Here is a 20,138-nt window from a genome sequence, read left to right as displayed (position 1 = left end):
CTTGCTGTGGCCTATTCTGCTCAGGCAATAGCATTCTACGGCGAATCCATCGCCTGATGGCGCTTCTTTGTCCACTGTCATTTGCATGATTGTAGAGTAAACATAGACTGGAATTGAACAATCTCACGTAATCAGAATCACCCATTCTCAGTTTCAACCGCCAGTGCATAGCGCTAAATAAAGCTAACAATATAAAAGGACTTTATGAATTTTTCACATATTCTACAAGCATATTCACGAGTATTTTATATCAACTACCTGTAGCTCGGATATATAACGACGTCGTTTGATGTCCGAATTTACCGTCTTTCATTTTATACCCACCAGAACACCTGAGTAGAATAAGCATGCATGTTCAGGCAGTCTAATTAATGTGTCCATTGGTTACGGCATTTAAATTATTGTCATACCGTAGATTATCTTTTTTCGCGTGCTGCAATTTACTTAGAAACAGCGATGACGCTCTCACTTTTTAGCTCGAAAATTTTTTGCAGGATTCAGGATTAATACGTCAGCCCACCAGTACAAAATATTTCATACTTCCAATATACCGCCAGCCCAAACTTCATCGTGGCACTCTGGCGACACGTCTGGGAAATCGGTTCATTTCTTCCCGGGTAGCAAATCGCTAATACACTGTGCGCCAGACCTTGTTATTGATGACCAGAAAACCGCAAGGACCATTTTCGCGGCGGTTTGACTGATGCGGATTATTGCGCCCAGTCAGGTTTATTTAAGATATGGTCCTGCCAGTCAATCACTTCCGACTCTTTCACCGCGATATGGCGCACTGAAATGCGTTCGCCATGCATGGCTGCTTTTGAACCGGTAAGTAGCGGATGCCACGCAGGTAAATCTTTACCCTCCGCCAACAAGCGATAAGCACAAGTCATCGGTAGCCATTCGAACGTGGGCAGATTTTCACGAGTTAATTTAATGCAGTCGGGTTCAAACTCGAAGCGGCGTTCGTAGTTCCGACATTGACAGGTTTTAATATTGAGCTGACGGCAGGCAACGTTAGTGAAGTAGATTTCGTCGGTGTCCTCATCCATCAGTTTATGCAGGCAGCACTGACCACAACCATCACACAACGACTCCCATTCTGCATCGCTCATTTCGTCCAGGGTTTTACTTTGCCAGAAAGGTATATCGCTCATCAGGTGTTCCACCATTACGTTAAAACGCACCTTATAACCAGTCTGGCACGGCGATGCAAGCTTTGCCGCCCCTTTCAGGCGGCAAAAGTATTACAAAACGCGAGTTGTCAAAGAATGACCGCCGAAAGTAACCGTCAATTCATCGCCACTGTGCAGCGGACCAACACCATCAGGCGTGCCTGTCAGCACAACGTCACCGGCCTTAAGGGTAAAAAACTTGCTCATATAAGCAATCAGTGGAACGATTTTGTGGATCATGTCCGCAGTCGTACCTTGTTGGCGTTGTTCGCCGTTTACACTTAGACCCAGCGACGTATTTTGTGGATCACCGCTGAACTCTGCTGCAGGAATAAACCCGGAAAGTGGACACGAGTTATCAAACCCTTTGGCCTTTTCCCACGGCTGTCCGGCTTTCTTCATTTTTCCCTGAACATCACGTAATGTCAGATCGAGCGCCACACCGTAACCTGCAATAGCTTTGCGCACATGCTCTTCCGTGGCCTGACGTAGCGTCGCGCCAATCAACACCGCCAGTTCAACTTCATGATGAACCGAGCCGAAATTAGAGGGGATAGCCAGGGGCTGGCGCAGATCACACAGTGCCGTTTCAGGTTTAATAAACAACACGGGCTCTTCGGGCACTTCACTCCCCATCTCTTTAATATGTTTGGCATAGTTACTGCCAACACAGACGACCTTACTCACCGGATAATCCAGCAGCGCACCTTGCCAGTTGTGATGTTGATACATAACGTTCCTCTCACTTCATCGTGGTTCTTAAATCCCGCTCCAACGAATATGATGCCACCGCCGGATATCGGTTATTTGTCAGTACTGTCTGTATTTTTCGCCATCACAGAAAGATGTTGTTTAAGCAAATCCTCAGGTGGTGGTGGTAACTGGAGATAATAACCTTGCTCGGCTAATGCCTGTTTAACTTTCTCAATATCGGCATTTACCAGTTTTTTCCGCCCATCCAATGGCAGAATCATCGCGAGTTGAGGTTGGCCAAACCCTTTCATCAGCTCCTCTGGAACACGCGAAAAATCGTCTTTTTTTTCGACATATAAATAGGTCTGGTCACGTTTGCTACTTCGATAGATCACACAAAACATAATTTTACTCTGAATAAATGTGGGGGTGACTTGCCTCAATATAATCCAGACTATAACATGCCTGATAGTCTTCGTAATATCATCGCTCGCTGATGATGATAATTAGCTAATTGAGTAAGGCCAGGATGTCAAACACGCCAATCGAGCTTAAAGGTAGCAACTTCACCTTATCCGTGGTTCATCTGCATGAGGCAGAGCCTAAGATTATTCATCAAGCGCTGGAAGACAAAATCGCTCAGGCCCCCGCATTTTTAAAACATGCACCCGTCGTACTCAATGTCAGTGGCCTCGAAGAACGGGTCAACTGGTCAGCAATGCACAAAGCTATCTCAGCAACTGGCTTGCGGATAATTGGCGTCAGCGGTTGCAAAAATGCGAAACTGAAAGCTGAAATAGAAAAGATGGGGCTACCAATCCTGACTGAAGGAAAGGAAAAAGCGCCACGTTCAGCTCCCGTTCCCCAGGCTCCAGCGCAAAATACGATCCCGGACACAAAAACACGTTTAATAGACACTCCTGTACGTTCCGGTCAGCGCATTTATGCTCCACAATGTGATTTGATTGTTACAAGTAATGTAAGTGCAGGAGCAGAATTGATCGCAGATGGTAACATTCATATCTATGGCATGATGCGCGGTCGTGCGCTGGCCGGGGCAAGTGGTGACCGGGAAGCGCAAATATTTTGTACTAACCTGATGGCCGAACTAGTATCTATTGCTGGTGAATACTGGCTGAGTGATAAAATCCCAGTAGAATTTTATGGCAAAGCGGCACGGCTGCAATTAGTCGAAAACGCTTTGACCGTTCAATCGTTAAATTGATCCCTTTTTAACAAGGAATTTTTATGGCACGCATTATTGTTGTTACTTCGGGGAAAGGGGGCGTTGGAAAGACCACCTCCAGCGCGGCCATCGCCACTGGTTTGGCCCAGAAGGGAAAGAAAACTGTCGTGATCGATTTTGATATCGGCTTGCGTAACCTCGACCTGATTATGGGTTGTGAGCGTCGGGTCGTGTACGATTTCGTCAACGTCATTCAGGGCGATGCAACGCTAAATCAGGCGCTAATTAAGGATAAGCGTACTGATAACCTCTACATTCTCCCGGCATCGCAAACTCGCGATAAAGATGCCCTCACCCGCGAAGGGGTGGCCAAAGTTCTTGATGACCTAAAAGCGATGGACTTTGAGTTTATCGTTTGTGACTCACCGGCGGGTATTGAAACCGGTGCATTAATGGCTCTTTATTTCGCTGATGAAGCCATTATTACCACGAACCCGGAAGTCTCATCAGTTCGTGACTCTGACCGTATTTTAGGTATTCTGGCGTCGAAATCACGTCGCGCAGAAAACGGCGAAGAACCCATTAAAGAGCACCTGCTGTTAACGCGCTATAACCCTGGTCGCGTGCACAAAGGAGACATGCTGAGTATGGAAGACGTGCTGGAAATCCTGCGCATCAAACTCGTCGGTGTGATCCCAGAGGATCAATCCGTATTGCGCGCCTCTAACCAGGGTGAACCGGTCATTCTCGACATCAATGCCGATGCGGGTAAAGCCTACGCAGATACCGTAGAACGCCTGTTGGGTGAAGAACGCCCTTTCCGCTTCATTGAAGAAGAGAAGAAAGGCTTCCTCAAACGCTTGTTCGGAGGATAAGTTATGGCATTACTCGATTTCTTTCTCTCACGGAAGAAAAACACGGCCAACATTGCAAAAGAACGGCTGCAGATTATTGTTGCTGAACGTCGTCGCAGCGATGCAGAACCACACTATCTGCCGCAGTTGCGTAAAGATATTCTTGATGTCATTTGTAAATACGTACAAATTGATCCCGAGATGGTAACCGTACAACTCGAGCAAAAGGATGGCGATATTTCCATTCTTGAGCTTAACGTGACCTTACCAGAAGCAGAAGAGCTGAAATAAGCTGTATTAGCTCAAACCTGATCTGACAGTTACCGGTTGTTTATACTGGTATCTGTCAGATTGCATTTGGTCTAAATTTTGTTCTCCCCTTCTATTGTCAGCTCAAATCGCCGCTAATTCACACTATTGCCACCAGAGCGAAATTACTTATCCTGCCTTTTTTGATAAATATTTTTTACATTTAAATCACACAACAATATTGATATTTCAGATCGCATAACCTTTACAATACCATGTTAACACCTGATGACATTTCTTGAAGAAAATATTTCAAATCAATGAGTTAATCCTTATTTAAGATTATTCCCATTCAAGCATAAAACACAATTACTATTATACCATTCGCGCTCATTTTGAATTATCTGAATAATAGCGAGCGTTCTTTAGTTAAGTGAATATTAATTAAAGACGAAATTATTGTGTGTGCAACTTACTTAATACCGGACATCTAAGTTGAAGAAAAAAATACTCGCCTTCGGGCTTATCTCAGCATTGTTCTGCTCCGCACCAGCAATGGCGGATATGAATCGCACCACGAAAGGTGCGCTGTTAGGTGCAGGCGTAGGTTTACTGACTGGCAATGGCGTTAATGGTGTGCTGAAAGGCGCTGCTGTGGGCGCTGGTGTTGGTGCAGTAACTGAAAAAGGTCGTGACGGTAAAAATGCCCGCAAAGGTGCGAAAGTGGGTGCTGCCGTTGGTGCAGTCACTGGCGTGTTGACCGGCAATGGTCTGGAAGGCGCGATTAAAGGTGCTGTAGTTGGCGGCACAGGTGGTGCCATTCTGGGTAAAATGAAATAAGGAATGATGATGAAAAAATTTGCATTACTGGCTGGTCTGTTTGTTTTCGCACCAATGAGCTGGGCGCAGGACTACAATATTAAGAACGGTTTGCCAGCAGAAACCTATATTACTTGTGCTGAAGCCAACGAAATGGCAAAAACTGACAGCGCACAGGTTGCAGAAATTGTGGCTGTAATGGGTAACGCCAGCGTTACGAGCCGTGATTTAAAAATCGAGCAATCTCCGGAACTCAGTGCCAAAGTGGTAGAAAAACTGAACCAAGTTTGTGCTAAAGATCCGCAAATGCTGTTAATTACCGCCATTGATGACACCATGCGTGCCATTGGCAAAAAATAATCATTAATGTCGTACCGCGCCGATTGATTCGGCGCGTTTTTTTAGCAGGCGAAGGAATCAGAACTTATATTTCAATCCCACCATAACTGCGGTGTCATTGTAGCCATTATCACCGAGTTGAACGCCAACATTTCCCCAGACGCTGGCCGCTGGATTCAGATTGCCATTTACGCCAAGTTTAATTTCCCCCAGATTACGCGCACTGCCAGCAACTCATTTAGCCGTTTTCTGACAGTGATAACAGAAGGATTAATGCTGATCCCTATGGCTAACGAGTTTTTCCCTTAACCGATTAACCACATTGATCGCCAACCAAACCAACGCATTTAGCAAATTTATAGTAACAAGCACTTCTCCCAGCCAGGTGCTGGGTTTGGCAAAAAGGATAACCAGGAAAGTGATTAGCATAAATGCAATGGAGAAAATGATATATAAAGTAAAATAATCCAGATTATTACTCTTGTTCATGCTACTGATGGTAATCCTGTCAAAAATTTCAGACAATTATAGCAAACAAAATAATGAACAATAGTAACAAGACGAAACGAGCTAATTAGCTGTCTATAATTACGTCACCTCACGCTCAGGCGATCATTTTTCACTCAACCACCACTTTCACCTTCGGTTTTGAGAGAATAATTTTGACCAGCTCAATATATGTCACTGGTTTATAGAAATAGTATCCCTGTTGGAACGTGATGTTGTTTTGGTTCAGGTAATCGAGCTGCTCCTTCGTCTCAACACCTTCAGCGACAATACTGATAGAAAGTTTGCGCGCCAGATCCAGCACGCAGTCCAGGATCCGGGTGGAATCTGGATCTGCGTTGACCCGCCCGACGAAGCTGTGATCAATCTTAATATAATCAATATGTAGATCATGGAGATAAGAAAGCCCCGAGTATCCAGTACCAAAATCATCCAGTGCGATGACAAAACCATTTTCATGCAAAATGTTTAGTCGCTGGACCAGACTTTCATCAACATGCAAAGGCTCACGCTCAGTGACTTCAAGCACGAGATTCAAATCACGGCGCGTGAAGCTGTCCTTGTATTTCAGGCATTCTTCAACAAATGTCGGCGAAATAATATGCGAGGCGCTGAAATTTATCCCAACGTGAAAACCTTCTGGCAGTTTACTTTCGATCGCATTCATTTGTTTGGCGACCTGGCTCATCAAACTTTGGGTGAGCGGAACTATCAACCCTGATTTTTCAGCAAGAGGAATGAAAGCCGCAGGAGAGATATATCCTCCCCGAGGGTGTTTCCAGCGGGCAAGGACTTCCACGCCGCGTAACGTCCCTTCCAGCCCATTTACCACTGGTTGATAAAAAGGCACAATTTCACCGTTATGTATTGCCCGCCGCAGGATCTCTTCCGGTGTCGCGCTTTTGTTGAAATATTTATCAAGCAGGAAGACAACGGCGCAGGAAATCAACAAAATGAATATCAAAATCCCCAGACCTTTATCGATAAGTCTGCTAAAGCTAAATAGAGGCGGCTGGTTATAAATAATACTGAAATGATATTTTGTGGAACTGACTCGCCCAGAAAAATGATTTTTACCATTGAGAGCTGTCACATCTCCCGACGGGCCAATAATGCTACCGCCAACGAGTAAAGTATATTTCGCCCCCTTCAACGGCACATTGAGCGCGCCACGAATATGCTGATCGCTAATAGTCACCAAAACTCGGGTATCTGCGAACTGATTCTGATAAAGCAAAATGGGCATTTTATTAACAGTATCGATTGCCGGAGCTAGCAGTAAATTGCTTTCAGGAATCACGGGTATACGTGATAGCAGTACGCGGTTCCCCGGCAGTGAAGTACACCAGACCGCATCTTGTTTGAGAATGATGATCGTACGCAGATGTGGCTTGAGCGCTGCTTCTGTACCTAGTTGATATTGTTCATCCAGATCACACCCTTTTCTGGCTATTTCCCGTACCGTTTGAATCGCCTGTGACGCTTCCTCAAGTATATAATTGATATTGTTTGCGGCATATCTCGCCCCTGCCAGGCTCTCCGCTTTTGCGGAATACCAGAGCTGGATGTTCAAAATAGAGACGCCGGTAATAAACAGGCAAACCGCAGCGAGGATAGGGATAAGTGTATTGCGCATCTGCGTGTCCCTGACAACAGGTTAATAGAGGGGGTTGACATTCATTCGCTCAATCTGGCGTCTACAGAGAGCATGGTCGAGAGAATCAGAAATATCCACGCATCAGATGAAATTTTGCCCAACATGCCGCAAGTCTTTCAATGACTGATGAAAAACTAATGTTCGCGCTGATCAATGGGTCTTTAAGCAGACAAGAGGCATGGGGTAATAATTCGGGAACAAAAATATAGGTTGAGCACGTTTCTGTTTAGCTTTAACCTTCGCCTTTATACATATGTGAATCAATAGGTTGAATGCATTTCTGTACCAGCAATTCCAGCTTTTTCAGCGTTTGTATCGCCGTTGAGTCAAGTCCATAACATTTCAATTCTTCTGCCGAATGAAATCTAACGTTGACCTGACCTCCGGGCAACTGGCGAAGGAGTACCCTGAAAGGTAAATCCAGAGCGAGGTCTGGATGTTCCAACATCAAAGGCGTTCCCTTTTCAGGATTACCAAATACCAGAACAGTCGTTGGCGGCATTACAAGACCTGCATTACTGGCAGCTTTCGCGTGGTCAAACTCGCCAAATAAAACCAGACCATTATTTGATACCGCCTTAAGAAGACGTGTTCTGGTATGCTCGAAGTCAAATGCACTATTGAATTGAATCATAACGTTTTTACCATTAACACAATAATCAATGTGAACGATGAGACAACCGTAATATAAATACAAAATATTATAACCTGAGCTTGCTCATATTTTTGAACATCAGAGAAATAACATTTTCTGATGAGTTCCTTTAATCAACCAGAATTAAAACAATCACAATATCCACCATGCTTATAAAATCATCCTATAGTAACAAGATAATGTAGACTCTGATTCCATAAAGCACTCCCTTCCTAAACCCTGTAGTTACAAATTGTAAAGATTAATTTACTCTGTTTATATTTTGACTATCTGGTTATATCTCAGTGGATATGTAAAATTAATAACAGCTGGTGATCATTCAGTAGTTGACTATAGAAAATTCACCAGCCGGTCACAGACACGCATCTTTACAGGGCGTGTCTGCATTTTTTGTTATGATGTATTGTGATGTATATAGTAGTACTGGTGAATTATGAGCAATCTGAATCCATGCCTGGCGTGTGGTGCCTGTTGTGCATTTTTCCGCGTCTCTTTTTACTGGGCCGAAGCAGATGATGCAGGCGGCACTATCCCGGCTCATCTTACTGAGCAAATATCCCCTTACCACCGATGTATGAGCGGTACTAACCAGAAGGATCCACGTTGTGTCGCCCTGGCAGGAACGCCTGGAAAAAACGCATGTTGCACCATATATAAGAATCGCTCATCGACATGTCGAGAATTCGCCATGTCTGGCGAGGATGGGAAGATTAATGAGGCATGTAATCGCGCCCGAGCAAAATATGGGCTGCCGCCAATTTAAATCACTTTTCATTTTTAATGGGCGCTATAAAACTGCGTATCCATGATTATATTCTGATGTAACATGCCCATTGCCCGAGTATCAAGAATACAATGCCATATGTTCCTGGTACCGGGCAACATTTTGGTGAAAACTGCCATTTTAGAATTCAGTTCTTGATGATCATTCTTGATATTTTACGTAACAATTAACAGGCATTACATTCTGATATTTCGACTATAAACCATTACGTTTTTCGCGCTATTTCCACTCATCGGATGATCCTTTGCCGTTAATCATGAGATAGTTAAAACCAGTAATTTCGATTAGTCTTATTTTTTAGATGAGAGTCTTTTTATATGCTTTTAAACATTCTTTAAGAATAAGAAATCTGCCATAAAGACAGATTTCTTTAATTTATAATTAGAGATTTGCAACGTTATGATATACTTTTTGAACATCGTCGTCATCTTCGAGGGCATCAATAAGTCCTTCAAAGATTTCTAAATCTTCTGGTGAAAGCTCAACTTCTGATTGAGCAATCATTTCTAATTCTGTTGTTGAGAACTCAGTAATTCCAGCTGCTTTTAGAGCTGCAATTCCTTTATGAAGGTCTGTAGGCTCAGTATAAATAACGATGTTTCCTTCTTCTTCGGTCACATCACGGACATCCACTTCAGCTTCAAGCAAAATTTCAAAAATACGGTCAGGGTCAGTTCCTTTAAATACAATCACGCCAGTATTGTCAAACATATAGCTGACAGAACCTGCCGCGCCAATGTTACCGCCTTTTTTATTGAAAATTGTACGAACGTTAGCAATCGTACGGTTAACGTTTGAAGTCAACGTTTCAGCGATAATCATTGAACCATTGGGTCCAAAGCCTTCATAACGTCCTTGTACGAACGTTTCGTCTCCGCCACCTTTGGCTTTATCAATAGCTTTATCAATAACGTGTTTTGGAACTTGCGCCTGCTTCGCGCGTTCAATAACGAACTTTAAAGAAGTGTTTAATTCTGGGTCTGGTTCACCTTGTTTAGCCGCAGCATAGATTTCCACACCGAATTTTGCATATACTTTAGACGTTGCCCCGTCTTTAGCCGTTTTTTTAGCTACGATATTGGCCCATTTACGTCCCACTGGAATAATCTCCTCGAAATTTATTTACATCAATAACAGGTTGATAACCTGCGATTTTCGTCATATTATATCATAACATGAAAAAATTCGTCTATGAGAATTAGAAATAAGATAAATGTATAGCGACAGTTTAATTCTCCATTATTTAAATAATGTTACCAGATTATTTTTCGGATTTAGTTTTAGCTTTTTGCCCTTAATTATTGAAACGCTATAATAATACCTAAGGCAAAAATAATGTGTTGATATATAAATTATTTTTTCTTATGTTAATGTTAATTCATTCCAACCTAGGCTCAAGCACTCTTTCTTAACAACGAAAGGCCATAAAATGAATATCGAAGCATTTGCTTTTGGCACCACCAACTGGGGTGAAGTCGAAAAAACAGAACATCCCGGGGAAACAGGCATGGCCTACTGGCGCACACAATTTTTTGGTCACAAGCCGAACCAAATCCGTGTGCGAATGGTTGAATATACCCCAGGTTACCTGGCGGATCATTGGTGCAGTAAAGGTCATATCCTTTTATGCTTGGAGGGAGAACTCGAAACACTGCTCGCAGATGGCCGCAAATTCACTTTAACTGCGGGGATGAGTTATCAGGTTGGTGATAACGCAGAGCCACATCAGTCCAGAACGGAGACAGGAGCAAAACTCTTTATTGTGGACTAAAGGATTCGTCGTTGTTGCGATTGCGACGTCCGATTCTGGCACAGAATTGGAACCTGGCAGTAGAACAACCATCTGACCATCCCCCAACTACCTGGGGGTTTTGATAACTTATTTTGATAACCGTTAGCATCCTGGCAAAAATAACGGGAGCGTTACGCTCCCGTTAATGAATTTAATAAATTACCGAATTACATGTTCTTGATGATCGCATCACCAAACTCTGAACATTTCAGCAGCTTAGCGCCTTCCATCAGACGTTCGAAGTCATATGTTACGGTCTTCGCGTTGATTGCGCCTTCCATACCTTTAACAATCAGGTCTGCGGCTTCAGTCCAGCCCATATGGCGCAGCATCATCTCAGCGGAGAGGATGATAGAGCCTGGGTTAACTTTGTCCTGACCGGCATATTTCGGCGCAGTACCGTGGGTGGCTTCAAACAGGGCGCATTCGTCACCGATGTTTGCACCAGGGGCGATACCGATACCGCCAACCTGCGCTGCCAGGGCGTCAGAAATGTAGTCACCGTTCAGGTTCATACAGGCGATAACATCATATTCAGCCGGACGCAGCAGGATCTGTTGCAGGAATGCATCAGCAATCACGTCTTTAATGACGATCTCTTTGCCGGTATTCGGGTTTTTAACTTTCAGCCACGGGCCGCCGTCGATCAGTTCACCGCCAAACTCTTCACGCGCCAGCTGGTAGCCCCAGTCTTTAAACGCGCCTTCGGTGAACTTCATGATGTTGCCTTTGTGCACCAGGGTCACAGAGTCACGATCGTTAGCAATTGCGTATTCGATTGCGGCACGAACAAGACGTTTGGTGCCTTCTTCAGAACATGGCTTAATACCGATACCGCAGTGTTCCGGGAAGCGAATTTTCTTCACGCCCATCTCTTCACGCAGGAATTTAATTACTTTCTCAGCGTCGGCAGAGTCTGCTTTCCATTCGATACCTGCATAAATGTCTTCCGAGTTTTCACGGAAGATAACCATATCGGTCAGTTCAGGGTGTTTAACCGGGCTTGGGGTGCCCTGATAGTAACGTACCGGACGCAGGCAGATGTAGAGATCAAGTTCCTGGCGCAGGGCAACGTTGAGAGAACGAATACCGCCACCAACCGGAGTGGTCAGCGGGCCTTTAATAGCAACGCGATATTCACGAATCAGATCAAGGGTTTCAGCAGGCAGCCAGACATCCTGACCATAAACCTGTGTGGATTTTTCACCGGTGTAAATTTCCATCCAGGAGATTTTACGCTCGCCTTTATAGGCTTTCTCGACTGCAGCGTCGACCACTTTCAGCATGGCTGGGGTTACATCTACACCGATTCCATCACCTTCAATGTAAGGGATAATCGGATTTTCAGGAACGTTGAGTTTGCCGTTTTGCAGGGTGATCTTCTTGCCTTGTGCCGGAACAACTACTTTACTTTCCATTCACCTCTCCTTCGAGCGCTACTGGTTTGCTCGTCTGCCACCACGTTGCATATGCGTTTGCGTCCTGCGATACGGATGCTTTAGAGCAATTTTTTGTTAATGATTTGTAATTGACTTGTCAATACTACCCTATTGTTTGCCGTCATGAAAGATGCGCGTTATTAGGCTATAATGCGGCAATTCATAATCTCTGAAAATACCATGCAAAAAACTTCTTTTAGAAATCACCAGGTTAAGCGATTCAGCTCGCAACGCACTAACAAACGCAAACCAGAAAACCAGCCCACGCGCGTGATCCTGTTTAATAAACCTTACGATGTCCTGCCACAGTTCACCGATGAAGCTGGGCGCAAAACATTAAAAGAATTCATCCCGGTTCAGGGTGTTTATGCGGCGGGTCGTCTCGACCGCGATAGCGAAGGGTTATTGGTGCTGACCAATAATGGTGCACTACAGGCTCGTTTAACTCAGCCGGGCAAACTCACCGGGAAAATCTATTATGTGCAGGTGGAAGGCATTCCCACACAAGACGCACTTGAAGCCTTGCGCAATGGCGTAACCTTAAATGATGGTCCTACCCTGCCCGCAGGCGTGGAGCTGGTTGAAGAACCAGAGTGGTTATGGCCACGTAATCCGCCAATTCGTGAACGTAAAAGTATTCCCACCAGCTGGCTGAAGATTACTTTATATGAAGGACGTAATCGCCAGGTGCGCCGCATGACCGCCCATGTCGGTTTCCCTACGCTGCGACTGATTCGTTATGCCATGGGCAATTACACACTGGATAATCTCGCTAACGGCGAATGGCGAGAAGCAACAGAATAAGGATGCACAATGTTTAAACCGCACGTTACCGTCGCCTGCGTGGTACACGCAGAGGGCAAATTTTTAGTTGTTGAAGAGACGATTAACGGTAAAGCGTTATGGAACCAACCGGCGGGACATCTGGAGGCGGATGAGACGCTAGTAGAAGCGGCTGCGCGTGAGCTGTGGGAAGAAACCGGCATCAGCGCGCGACCGCAACACTTTATCCGCATGCATCAGTGGATTGCGCCAGATAAAACGCCGTTTTTGCGTTTCCTGTTTGCCATTGAACTTGAGCAAATATGCCCGACCCAGCCTCATGACAGCGATATCGACTGCTGCCGTTGGGTCAGCGCCGAAGAAATTTTACAGGCGTCAAATCTTCGTTCGCCGCTGGTGGCAGAAAGTATTCGTTGTTATCAAAGCGGGCAACGCTATCCGCTGGAGATGATTGGCGATTTTAACTGGCCTTTTACAAAGGGTGTCATCTAAAAGGCTGCGTGATAGAATACGCCGCCTTGAAGTTCAATGTCGTGAGTAATCCAATGTCTGAAACCGCAAAAAAAGTGATCGTCGGCATGTCCGGCGGTGTCGATTCCTCCGTTTCTGCCTGGCTGTTGCAACAACAGGGATATCAGGTCGAAGGCCTGTTTATGAAGAACTGGGAAGAAGACGACGGTGAGGAATATTGCACAGCGGCAGCGGATCTGGCTGATGCCCAGGCGGTCTGCGATAAGCTCGGCATTGAACTGCACACCGTCAACTTTGCTGCCGAATACTGGGACAACGTCTTCGAACTGTTCCTTGCCGAATATAAAGCCGGTCGCACGCCGAATCCGGATATTCTGTGCAACAAAGAGATCAAATTTAAAGCCTTCCTCGAATTTGCCGCCGAAGATTTAGGTGCCGATTATATCGCTACCGGTCATTACGTTCGTCGTGCAGATGTCGATGGCAAGAGCCGCCTGCTGCGTGGTCTGGACAGCAATAAAGACCAGAGCTACTTCCTTTATACGCTCAGCCATGAGCAAATTGCGCAAAGCCTGTTCCCGGTCGGCGAACTGGAAAAACCGCAGGTGCGTAAGATTGCTGAAGATCTTGGTCTGGTCACCGCGAAGAAAAAAGACTCTACCGGCATTTGCTTCATTGGCGAACGTAAATTCCGCGAGTTCCTGGGCCGTTATCTCCCGGCGCAACCGGGCAAAATCATTACCGTCGATGGCGATGAAATTGGTGAGCACCAGGGGCTGATGTATCACACCCTCGGTCAGCGTAAAGGTCTGGGTATCGGTGGCACTAAAGAAGGCACCGAAGAACCGTGGTATGTGGTCGATAAAGACGTCGAAAACAACATTCTGATTGTTGCGCAGGGCCATGAACACCCGCGTCTGATGTCTGTCGGTCTGATTGCCCAGCAGCTACACTGGGTCGATCGCGAACCGTTCACCGGCACTATGCGTTGCACGGTAAAAACCCGCTATCGCCAGACCGACATTCCGTGCACCGTCAAGGCGCTGGACGACGATCGCATTGAAGTGATTTTCGATGAGCCAGTTGCCGCCGTGACGCCGGGCCAGTCTGCCGTCTTCTATAACGGTGAAGTGTGCCTCGGTGGCGGTATCATTGAGCAGCGTCTGCCGCTGCCGGTCTGATTATTGTCTTTAATTACAACAAGGAAGCAGTGAACGTGGCAAAGAATTACTATGACATCACCCTCGCCCTGGCCGGTATTTGTCAGTCGGCACGCCTGGTGCAACAACTCGCTCACCAGGGGCATTGTGATGCCGATGCGCTACACGTCTCACTCAACAGTATTATTGATATGAACCCCAGCTCGACGCTGGCGGTTTTTGGCGGTAGCGAAGCCAACCTGCGCGTCGGGCTGGAAACCCTGCTCGGCGTGCTCAATGCCAGCAGTCGTCAGGGCTTAAACGCTGAGCTAACCCGCTACACGCTAAGCCTGATGGTGCTTGAGCGCAAACTTTCCTCAGCGAAAGGTGCGCTCAACACTCTGGGCAACCGGATCAACGGTCTGCAACGCCAACTCGAACACTTCGATTTACAGTCCGAAACGCTGATGAGCGCGATGGCCGCCATCTATGTTGATGTGATAAGCCCGCTTGGCCCGCGCATTCAGGTCACCGGCTCCCCTGCCGTACTGCAAAGCCCACAGGTGCAGGCGAAAGTTCGCGCAACCCTGCTGGCAGGCATTCGCGCCGCCGTGCTCTGGCACCAGGTTGGCGGCGGACGTCTGCAACTGATGTTTTCTCGTAATCGCCTGACCACTCAGGCAAAACAAATTCTTGCTCATTTAACCCCGGAGTTGTGATCTATGGAATTATCCTCACTGACCGCCGTTTCCCCTGTCGATGGACGCTACGGCGATAAAGTCAGCGCGCTGCGCGGGATTTTCAGCGAATACGGTTTGCTGAAATTCCGTGTACAAGTTGAAGTACGTTGGCTGCAAAAACTGGCCGCGCACGCAGCGATCAAGGAAGTTCCTGCTTTTGCTGCCGACGCAATCGGTTACCTTGATGCAATCGTCGCTAATTTCAGTGAAGAAGATGCATCGCGAATCAAAACCATCGAGCGTACCACTAACCACGACGTTAAAGCGGTTGAGTATTTCCTGAAAGAAAAAGTGGCGGAGATCCCGGAACTGCACGCGGTTTCTGAATTCATTCACTTTGCCTGTACTTCGGAAGATATCAATAACCTCTCCCACGCGTTGATGCTGAAAACTGCGCGTGATGAAGTGATCCTGCCATACTGGCGTCAACTGATTGACGGCATTAAAGATCTCGCCGTTCAGTATCGCGATATCCCGCTGCTGTCCCGTACCCACGGTCAGCCAGCCACGCCGTCAACCATCGGTAAAGAGATGGCTAACGTCGCCTACCGTATGGAGCGCCAGTACCGCCAGCTTAACCAGGTGGAGATCCTCGGCAAAATCAACGGCGCGGTCGGTAACTATAACGCCCACATCGCCGCTTACCCGGAAGTTGACTGGCATCAGTTCAGCGAAGAGTTCGTCACCTCGCTGGGTATTCAGTGGAACCCGTACACAACCCAGATCGAACCGCACGACTACATCGCCGAGCTGTTTGATTGCGTTGCGCGCTTCAACACCATTCTGATCGACTTCGACCGTGACGTCTGGGGTTATATCGCCCTTAACCACTTCAAACAAAAAACCATTGCTGGTGAGATTGGTTCTTCCACCATGCCGCATAAAGTTAACCCGATCGACTTCGAAAACTCCGAAGGCAATCTGGGGCTTTCCAACGCGGTATTGCAGCACCTGGCAAGCAAACTGCCGGTTTCCCGCTGGCAGCGTGACCTGACCGACTCCACCGTGCTGCGTAACCTCGGCGTGGGTATCGGTTATGCGCTGATTGCTTACCAGTCCACCCTGAAAGGTGTGAGCAAACTGGAAGTGAACCGTGATCATCTGCTGGATGAACTGGATCACAACTGGGAAGTGTTGGCTGAACCGATCCAGACGGTAATGCGCCGTTACGGGATTGAGAAGCCATACGAGAAGCTGAAAGAGCTGACTCGCGGTAAACGCGTTGACGCCGAAGGCATGAAGCAATTTATCGATGGTCTGGCGTTGCCGGAAGAAGAAAAAGCACGCCTGAAAGCGATGACGCCGGCTAACTATATTGGCCGTGCCATCACTATGGTTGATGAGCTGAAATAAGCCTCGTATCAGTGCCGGATGGTGATGCCGTCCGGCCTGTTTATTAAGATAATCCGCTTTTCTATTTACACCTCCCTTCCCCACTGGTTTATTTAATGTTTACCCCCACAACCACATAATCGCGTTACACTATTTTTATAATTAAGACAGGGAGAAATAAAAATGCGCGTACTGGTTGTCGAAGACAATGCGTTGTTACGTCACCATCTTAAAGTTCAGATTCAGGACGCGGGTCATCAGGTCGATGACGCAGAAGATGCCAAAGAAGCCGATTATTATCTCAACGAACATTTACCGGATATTGCGATTGTCGATCTCGGTTTGCCTGACGAAGATGGTTTGTCGCTGATCCGGCGCTGGCGTAGTAATGATGTTTCACTGCCAATTCTGGTTTTAACCGCCCGTGAAAGCTGGCAGGACAAAGTTGAAGTATTAAGCGCCGGTGCTGATGATTACGTGACTAAACCCTTTCATATTGAAGAGGTGATGGCACGAATGCAGGCATTAATGCGGCGTAATAGCGGCCTGGCTTCACAGGTTATTTCGCTGCCGCCGTTTCAGGTTGATCTCTCCCGTCGCGAATTATCCATTAGTGACGAAGTCATCAAACTGACCGCATTTGAATACACCATTATGGAAACCTTGATCCGTAACAACGGCAAAGTGGTCAGTAAAGATTCATTGATGCTACAGCTCTACCCGGATGCCGAACTGCGGGAAAGTCATACCATTGATGTTCTGATGGGCAGGCTGCGCAAAAAAATTCAGGCGCAATACCCGCACGAGGTGATTACCACCGTTCGCGGCCAGGGTTATCTTTTCGAATTGCGCTGATGAAAAAATTACTGCGTGTTTTTTTCCCGCTCTCGCTGCGGGTACGTTTTCTGTTGGCGACGGCCGCGGTAGTACTAGTGCTTTCACTTTCCTACGGTATGGTTGCCCTGATCGGTTATAGCGTTAGTTTCGATAAAACGACGTTTCGTCTGTTACGCGGCGAGAGCAATTTATTCTATACACTGGCGAAATGGGAAAACAATAAGCTACACGTTGAACTGCCGGAAAATATCGACAAGCAAAGTCCCACGATGTCTCTGATTTATGACGAGAACGGCAAACTATTGTGGGCGCAGCGTGACGTTCCCTGGCTGATGAAAATGATCCAGCCTGACTGGCTGAAATCCAATGGTTTTCACGAAATAGAGGCTGACGTGAACGATACCAGCCTGCTACTTAGTAACGATCTCTCTATTCAGCAACAGTTGCAGGAAGTTCGGGAAGACGACGACGATGCAGAAATGACCCACTCGGTAGCCGTTAATGTCTATCCGGCAACGGCGCGAATGCCAAAACTCACCATTGTGGTGGTCGATACCATTCCCGTAGAGCTTAAAAGTTCCTATACGGTATGGAGCTGGTTTCTCTATGTACTCCTGGCCAACCTGTTGTTAGTGATCCCGTTACTGTGGATCGCCGCTTGGTGGAGCTTACGCCCTATTGAAGCCCTGGCGCGAGAAGTCCGCGAACTGGAAGAACACCACCGTGAACTGCTCAACCCTACAACAACGAGAGAACTGACCAGCCTGGTGGGTAACCTGAACCGACTTTTAAAAAGCGAGCGTGAGCGTTACGACAAATACCGCACTACGCTCACTGACCTGACTCACAGCCTGAAAACGCCTCTGGCGGTGCTACAAAGTACGCTACGCTCTTTGCGAAGTGAAAAGATGAACGTCAGTGAGGCGGAACCGGTGATGCTGGAACAAATTAGCCGTATCTCGCAACAAATTGGTTACTACCTACACCGAGCCAGTATGCGTGGCGGGACATTACTTAGCCGCGAACTACATCCAGTGGCCCCGTTGTTGGACAATCTCACATCGGCACTGAATAAAGTTTATCAGCGTAAAGGCGTCAATATTTCCCTCGATATCTCGCCAGAAATTAGCTTTGTCGGTGAGCAGAACGATTTTGTTGAGGTAATGGGCAATGTACTGGATAACGCCTGTAAGTATTGTCTCGAGTTTGTCGAAATCTCCGCAAGGCAAACTGACAAACATCTCTACATCGTGGTCGAAGATGATGGACCGGGGATCCCGCAAAGCAAGCGTGAGGTGATTTTCGACCGTGGTCAGCGTGTTGATACCTTACGCCCCGGGCAAGGCGTGGGGCTGGCGGTCGCTCGTGAAATTACTGAACAGTACGACGGAAGAATCATCGCCGGAGAGAGCATGCTCGGCGGTGCGCGAATGGAGGTGATTTTTGGTCGCCAGCATTCCTTGTCGAAAGATGAATAAATATGTCCTTTGTTCGCGCATTACAGTATGCATCCGTTATAATCGGTTGCAGATACCCGCCTATGGACGCTTAACATGGAATACCAACTCACCCTTAATTGGCCCGATTTTCTTGAACGCCACTGGCAGAAACGTCCCGTGGTGCTAAAACGCGGCTTTAATAATTTTATTGACCCTATTTCTCCCGACGAGCTGGCGGGCCTGGCGATGGAAAGTGAAGTCGACAGTCGGCTGGTCAGTCATCAGGATGGCAAATGGCAGGTCAGTCACGGGCCATTCGAAAGCTACGACCATCTGGGCGAAACCAACTGGTCATTGCTGGTCCAGGCGGTTGATCACTGGCATGAACCGGCCGCCGCGCTGATGCGTCCGTTCCGTGAATTACCTGACTGGCGCATTGACGATCTGATGATCTCGTTTTCCGTGCCTGGCGGCGGCGTCGGTCCGCATCTCGATCAGTACGATGTATTTATTATTCAGGGTACAGGTCGCCGTCGCTGGCGGGTAGGTGAAAAACTGCACATGAGGCAGCACTGCCCTCACCCGGATCTGTTACAGGTTGATCCGTTTGAAGCGATTATTGATGAAGAGCTGGAGCCAGGCGATATTCTTTATATTCCGCCAGGGTTCCCGCACGAAGGCTACGCGCTGGAAAATGCGATGAACTATTCCGTTGGTTTTCGTGCGCCGAATACGCGGGAACTGATCAGCGGATTTGCCGATTACGTGCTGCAACGTGAGCTGGGCGGTAATTACTACAGCGATCCGGATGTCCCTCCTCGCGATCATCCGGCAGACGTTCTGCCGCAGGAGATGGATAAACTGCGTGAGATGATGCTTGAGTTGATCAACCAGCCAGAACACTTTAAGCAGTGGTTTGGCGAGTTTATTTCGCAGTCACGTCATGAACTGGATATCGCTCCGCCAGAGCCACCGTATCAACCGGATGAAATCTACGACGCGCTGAAACAAGGTGATGTACTGGTGCGTCTGGGTGGTCTGCGCGTCTTGCGCATTGGCGACGATGTTTATGCTAATGGTGAGAAAATTGATTCCCCGCACCGTCCGGCGCTGGAGGCACTCGCCAGCAACATTGCACTGACCGCCGAGAATTTTGGCGACGCACTGGAAGATCCCTCATTCCTCGCGATGCTCGCGGCGCTGGTCAATAGCGGGTATTGGTTCTTCGAAGGGTAAATTTGAATTGAA

23 protein-coding genes and 1 pseudogene are annotated in these 20,138 nt (G+C 47.1%); 15 read left to right on the top strand and 9 right to left on the bottom strand.

What is annotated here, in order from left to right:
• Positions 1 to 710: 710 nt before the first annotated feature.
• The 3 genes from FEK46_RS05845 to FEK46_RS05835 all read right to left on the bottom strand — a co-directional run bounded on the left by FEK46_RS05845 (position 711) and on the right by FEK46_RS05835 (position 2,272).
• Positions 711 to 1,157 carry a YcgN family cysteine cluster protein gene (locus tag FEK46_RS05845; protein WP_205712811.1) on the bottom strand — a complete coding sequence of 149 codons (447 nt, stop codon included), beginning with the start codon at positions 1,155 to 1,157 and terminating at the stop codon, positions 711 to 713.
• 90 nt (positions 1,158 to 1,247) lie between these two features.
• Entirely contained in the window at positions 1,248 to 1,907 is a 660-nt protein-coding gene (locus FEK46_RS05840) for a fumarylacetoacetate hydrolase family protein (protein ID WP_130205613.1), read from the bottom strand.
• A gap of 71 nt (positions 1,908 to 1,978) precedes the next feature.
• Positions 1,979 to 2,272: a YcgL domain-containing protein gene (locus FEK46_RS05835; protein ID WP_130205736.1), complete on the bottom strand. Its 294-nt coding sequence runs from the start codon at positions 2,270 to 2,272 to the stop codon at positions 1,979 to 1,981.
• Between the two features lie 125 nt (positions 2,273 to 2,397).
• On the opposite strand from FEK46_RS05835, the gene minC reads away from it, so the two are divergent.
• The 5 genes from minC (at position 2,398) to FEK46_RS05810 (ending at position 5,336) form a co-directional block, all read left to right on the top strand.
• Positions 2,398 to 3,093, top strand: a complete 696-nt coding sequence (gene minC, locus FEK46_RS05830) for a septum site-determining protein MinC (RefSeq protein WP_130205612.1) — start codon at positions 2,398 to 2,400, stop codon at positions 3,091 to 3,093.
• Between the two features lie 23 nt (positions 3,094 to 3,116).
• Positions 3,117 to 3,929, top strand: coding sequence for a septum site-determining protein MinD (minD, locus tag FEK46_RS05825; RefSeq protein WP_000101043.1), 813 nt, complete (start codon positions 3,117 to 3,119; stop codon positions 3,927 to 3,929).
• A 3-nt stretch (positions 3,930 to 3,932) separates the two neighbouring features.
• Positions 3,933 to 4,199 carry a cell division topological specificity factor MinE gene (gene minE / locus FEK46_RS05820; protein ID WP_001185664.1) on the top strand — a complete coding sequence of 89 codons (267 nt, stop codon included), beginning with the start codon at positions 3,933 to 3,935 and terminating at the stop codon, positions 4,197 to 4,199.
• 453 nt (positions 4,200 to 4,652) lie between these two features.
• Positions 4,653 to 4,997: a YMGG-like glycine zipper-containing protein gene (locus FEK46_RS05815; RefSeq protein WP_130205610.1), complete on the top strand. Its 345-nt coding sequence runs from the start codon at positions 4,653 to 4,655 to the stop codon at positions 4,995 to 4,997.
• A gap of 3 nt (positions 4,998 to 5,000) precedes the next feature.
• Positions 5,001 to 5,336 (top strand): YmgD family protein, encoded by a 336-nt coding sequence (locus tag FEK46_RS05810; RefSeq protein ID WP_074399524.1) that lies wholly within the window; start codon positions 5,001 to 5,003, stop codon positions 5,334 to 5,336.
• A gap of 57 nt (positions 5,337 to 5,393) precedes the next feature.
• On the opposite strand, the pseudogene FEK46_RS05805 reads toward FEK46_RS05810, so the two are convergent.
• The 4 genes and pseudogenes from FEK46_RS05805 to FEK46_RS05790 form a co-directional block, all read right to left on the bottom strand.
• Positions 5,394 to 5,537, bottom strand: a pseudogene (locus FEK46_RS05805) (autotransporter outer membrane beta-barrel domain-containing protein); the annotation flags it as partial.
• A gap of 48 nt (positions 5,538 to 5,585) precedes the next feature.
• Positions 5,586 to 5,804, bottom strand: a complete 219-nt coding sequence (gene ymgF, locus FEK46_RS05800) for a cell division-associated protein YmgF (protein WP_130205608.1) — start codon at positions 5,802 to 5,804, stop codon at positions 5,586 to 5,588.
• A gap of 130 nt (positions 5,805 to 5,934) precedes the next feature.
• Entirely contained in the window at positions 5,935 to 7,458 is a 1,524-nt protein-coding gene (locus tag FEK46_RS05795; RefSeq protein ID WP_130205605.1) for a cyclic diguanylate phosphodiesterase, read from the bottom strand.
• A gap of 253 nt (positions 7,459 to 7,711) precedes the next feature.
• The gene (locus tag FEK46_RS05790) at positions 7,712 to 8,113 is read right to left on the bottom strand and encodes a DUF302 domain-containing protein (RefSeq protein WP_130205603.1); all 402 of its coding nucleotides are present in this window, start codon (positions 8,111 to 8,113) and stop codon (positions 7,712 to 7,714) included.
• Between the two features lie 454 nt (positions 8,114 to 8,567).
• Between FEK46_RS05790 and FEK46_RS05785 the strand changes: the two genes are divergently transcribed.
• Complete coding sequence (locus tag FEK46_RS05785; RefSeq protein ID WP_130205601.1) at positions 8,568 to 8,897, top strand: YkgJ family cysteine cluster protein; 330 nt, start codon at positions 8,568 to 8,570, stop codon at positions 8,895 to 8,897.
• A gap of 402 nt (positions 8,898 to 9,299) precedes the next feature.
• Here FEK46_RS05785 and FEK46_RS05780 read toward each other — a convergent pair whose 3' ends face one another.
• Complete coding sequence (locus FEK46_RS05780; RefSeq protein WP_130205599.1) at positions 9,300 to 10,016, bottom strand: YebC/PmpR family DNA-binding transcriptional regulator; 717 nt, start codon at positions 10,014 to 10,016, stop codon at positions 9,300 to 9,302.
• 331 nt (positions 10,017 to 10,347) lie between these two features.
• On the opposite strand from FEK46_RS05780, the gene FEK46_RS05775 reads away from it, so the two are divergent.
• The gene (locus FEK46_RS05775; protein WP_130205597.1) at positions 10,348 to 10,689 is read left to right on the top strand and encodes a DHCW motif cupin fold protein; all 342 of its coding nucleotides are present in this window, start codon (positions 10,348 to 10,350) and stop codon (positions 10,687 to 10,689) included.
• Between the two features lie 188 nt (positions 10,690 to 10,877).
• Here the strand turns inward: FEK46_RS05775 and icd are convergent, their stop codons facing one another.
• A complete protein-coding gene (icd, locus tag FEK46_RS05770; RefSeq protein WP_000444487.1) occupies positions 10,878 to 12,128 on the bottom strand; it encodes an NADP-dependent isocitrate dehydrogenase in 1,251 nt (416 codons plus the stop codon).
• 171 nt (positions 12,129 to 12,299) lie between these two features.
• Here icd and rluE point away from each other — a divergent pair, with 171 nt between their 5' ends.
• The 8 genes from rluE to roxA all read left to right on the top strand — a co-directional run bounded on the left by rluE (position 12,300) and on the right by roxA (position 20,126).
• Positions 12,300 to 12,953, top strand: a complete 654-nt coding sequence (gene rluE / locus FEK46_RS05765) for a 23S rRNA pseudouridine(2457) synthase RluE (RefSeq protein WP_135559646.1) — start codon at positions 12,300 to 12,302, stop codon at positions 12,951 to 12,953.
• Positions 12,954 to 12,962: 9 nt separating this feature from the next.
• Entirely contained in the window at positions 12,963 to 13,424 is a 462-nt protein-coding gene (gene nudJ / locus FEK46_RS05760; RefSeq protein ID WP_022296361.1) for a phosphatase NudJ, read from the top strand.
• Between the two features lie 53 nt (positions 13,425 to 13,477).
• Positions 13,478 to 14,584: a tRNA 2-thiouridine(34) synthase MnmA gene (gene mnmA, locus FEK46_RS05755; protein WP_001353282.1), complete on the top strand. Its 1,107-nt coding sequence runs from the start codon at positions 13,478 to 13,480 to the stop codon at positions 14,582 to 14,584.
• Positions 14,585 to 14,619: 35 nt separating this feature from the next.
• Positions 14,620 to 15,261 carry a high frequency lysogenization protein HflD gene (gene hflD / locus FEK46_RS05750; protein WP_042096460.1) on the top strand — a complete coding sequence of 214 codons (642 nt, stop codon included), beginning with the start codon at positions 14,620 to 14,622 and terminating at the stop codon, positions 15,259 to 15,261.
• Between the two features lie 3 nt (positions 15,262 to 15,264).
• Entirely contained in the window at positions 15,265 to 16,635 is a 1,371-nt protein-coding gene (purB, locus tag FEK46_RS05745; protein ID WP_131162237.1) for an adenylosuccinate lyase, read from the top strand.
• Between the two features lie 162 nt (positions 16,636 to 16,797).
• Positions 16,798 to 17,469, top strand: coding sequence for a two-component system response regulator PhoP (phoP, locus tag FEK46_RS05740; RefSeq protein ID WP_130205589.1), 672 nt, complete (start codon positions 16,798 to 16,800; stop codon positions 17,467 to 17,469).
• Positions 17,469 to 18,929 carry a two-component system sensor histidine kinase PhoQ gene (gene phoQ / locus FEK46_RS05735; protein ID WP_130259682.1) on the top strand — a complete coding sequence of 487 codons (1,461 nt, stop codon included), beginning with the start codon at positions 17,469 to 17,471 and terminating at the stop codon, positions 18,927 to 18,929. Before phoP ends, phoQ begins: the two co-directional genes overlap by 1 nt.
• 75 nt (positions 18,930 to 19,004) lie before the next feature.
• Positions 19,005 to 20,126, top strand: a complete 1,122-nt coding sequence (roxA, locus tag FEK46_RS05730) for a [50S ribosomal protein L16]-arginine 3-hydroxylase (RefSeq protein WP_130205585.1) — start codon at positions 19,005 to 19,007, stop codon at positions 20,124 to 20,126.
• Positions 20,127 to 20,138 lie beyond the last annotated feature (12 nt).

The sequence above is a fragment of the Escherichia sp. E4736 genome (assembly GCF_005781225.1).
Taxonomy (GTDB): domain Bacteria; phylum Pseudomonadota; class Gammaproteobacteria; order Enterobacterales; family Enterobacteriaceae; genus Escherichia.
This window is presented reverse-complemented; position numbering and strand designations above follow the sequence as displayed.

Excerpts from the sequence above, each read along its gene's own strand:
- minE (WP_001185664.1), top strand. The coding sequence starts at position 3,933 with ATGGCATTACTCGATTTCTTTCTCTCACGGAAGAAAAACACGGCCAAC.
- icd (WP_000444487.1), bottom strand. The coding sequence starts at position 12,128 with ATGGAAAGTAAAGTAGTTGTTCCGGCACAAGGCAAGAAGATCACCCTG.
- FEK46_RS05795 (WP_130205605.1), bottom strand. The coding sequence starts at position 7,458 with ATGCGCAATACACTTATCCCTATCCTCGCTGCGGTTTGCCTGTTTATT.
- FEK46_RS05810 (WP_074399524.1), top strand. The coding sequence starts at position 5,001 with ATGATGATGAAAAAATTTGCATTACTGGCTGGTCTGTTTGTTTTCGCA.
- FEK46_RS05790 (WP_130205603.1), bottom strand. The coding sequence starts at position 8,113 with ATGATTCAATTCAATAGTGCATTTGACTTCGAGCATACCAGAACACGT.
- phoQ (WP_130259682.1), top strand. The coding sequence starts at position 17,469 with ATGAAAAAATTACTGCGTGTTTTTTTCCCGCTCTCGCTGCGGGTACGT.
- FEK46_RS05840 (WP_130205613.1), bottom strand. The coding sequence starts at position 1,907 with ATGTATCAACATCACAACTGGCAAGGTGCGCTGCTGGATTATCCGGTG.
- FEK46_RS05775 (WP_130205597.1), top strand. The coding sequence starts at position 10,348 with ATGAATATCGAAGCATTTGCTTTTGGCACCACCAACTGGGGTGAAGTC.
- FEK46_RS05845 (WP_205712811.1), bottom strand. The coding sequence starts at position 1,157 with ATGAGCGATATACCTTTCTGGCAAAGTAAAACCCTGGACGAAATGAGC.
- roxA (WP_130205585.1), top strand. The coding sequence starts at position 19,005 with ATGGAATACCAACTCACCCTTAATTGGCCCGATTTTCTTGAACGCCAC.
- minD (WP_000101043.1), top strand. The coding sequence starts at position 3,117 with ATGGCACGCATTATTGTTGTTACTTCGGGGAAAGGGGGCGTTGGAAAG.
- phoP (WP_130205589.1), top strand. The coding sequence starts at position 16,798 with ATGCGCGTACTGGTTGTCGAAGACAATGCGTTGTTACGTCACCATCTT.
- minC (WP_130205612.1), top strand. The coding sequence starts at position 2,398 with ATGTCAAACACGCCAATCGAGCTTAAAGGTAGCAACTTCACCTTATCC.
- nudJ (WP_022296361.1), top strand. The coding sequence starts at position 12,963 with ATGTTTAAACCGCACGTTACCGTCGCCTGCGTGGTACACGCAGAGGGC.
- mnmA (WP_001353282.1), top strand. The coding sequence starts at position 13,478 with ATGTCTGAAACCGCAAAAAAAGTGATCGTCGGCATGTCCGGCGGTGTC.
- FEK46_RS05835 (WP_130205736.1), bottom strand. The coding sequence starts at position 2,272 with ATGTTTTGTGTGATCTATCGAAGTAGCAAACGTGACCAGACCTATTTA.
- rluE (WP_135559646.1), top strand. The coding sequence starts at position 12,300 with ATGCGGCAATTCATAATCTCTGAAAATACCATGCAAAAAACTTCTTTT.
- purB (WP_131162237.1), top strand. The coding sequence starts at position 15,265 with ATGGAATTATCCTCACTGACCGCCGTTTCCCCTGTCGATGGACGCTAC.
- ymgF (WP_130205608.1), bottom strand. The coding sequence starts at position 5,804 with ATGAACAAGAGTAATAATCTGGATTATTTTACTTTATATATCATTTTC.
- FEK46_RS05785 (WP_130205601.1), top strand. The coding sequence starts at position 8,568 with ATGAGCAATCTGAATCCATGCCTGGCGTGTGGTGCCTGTTGTGCATTT.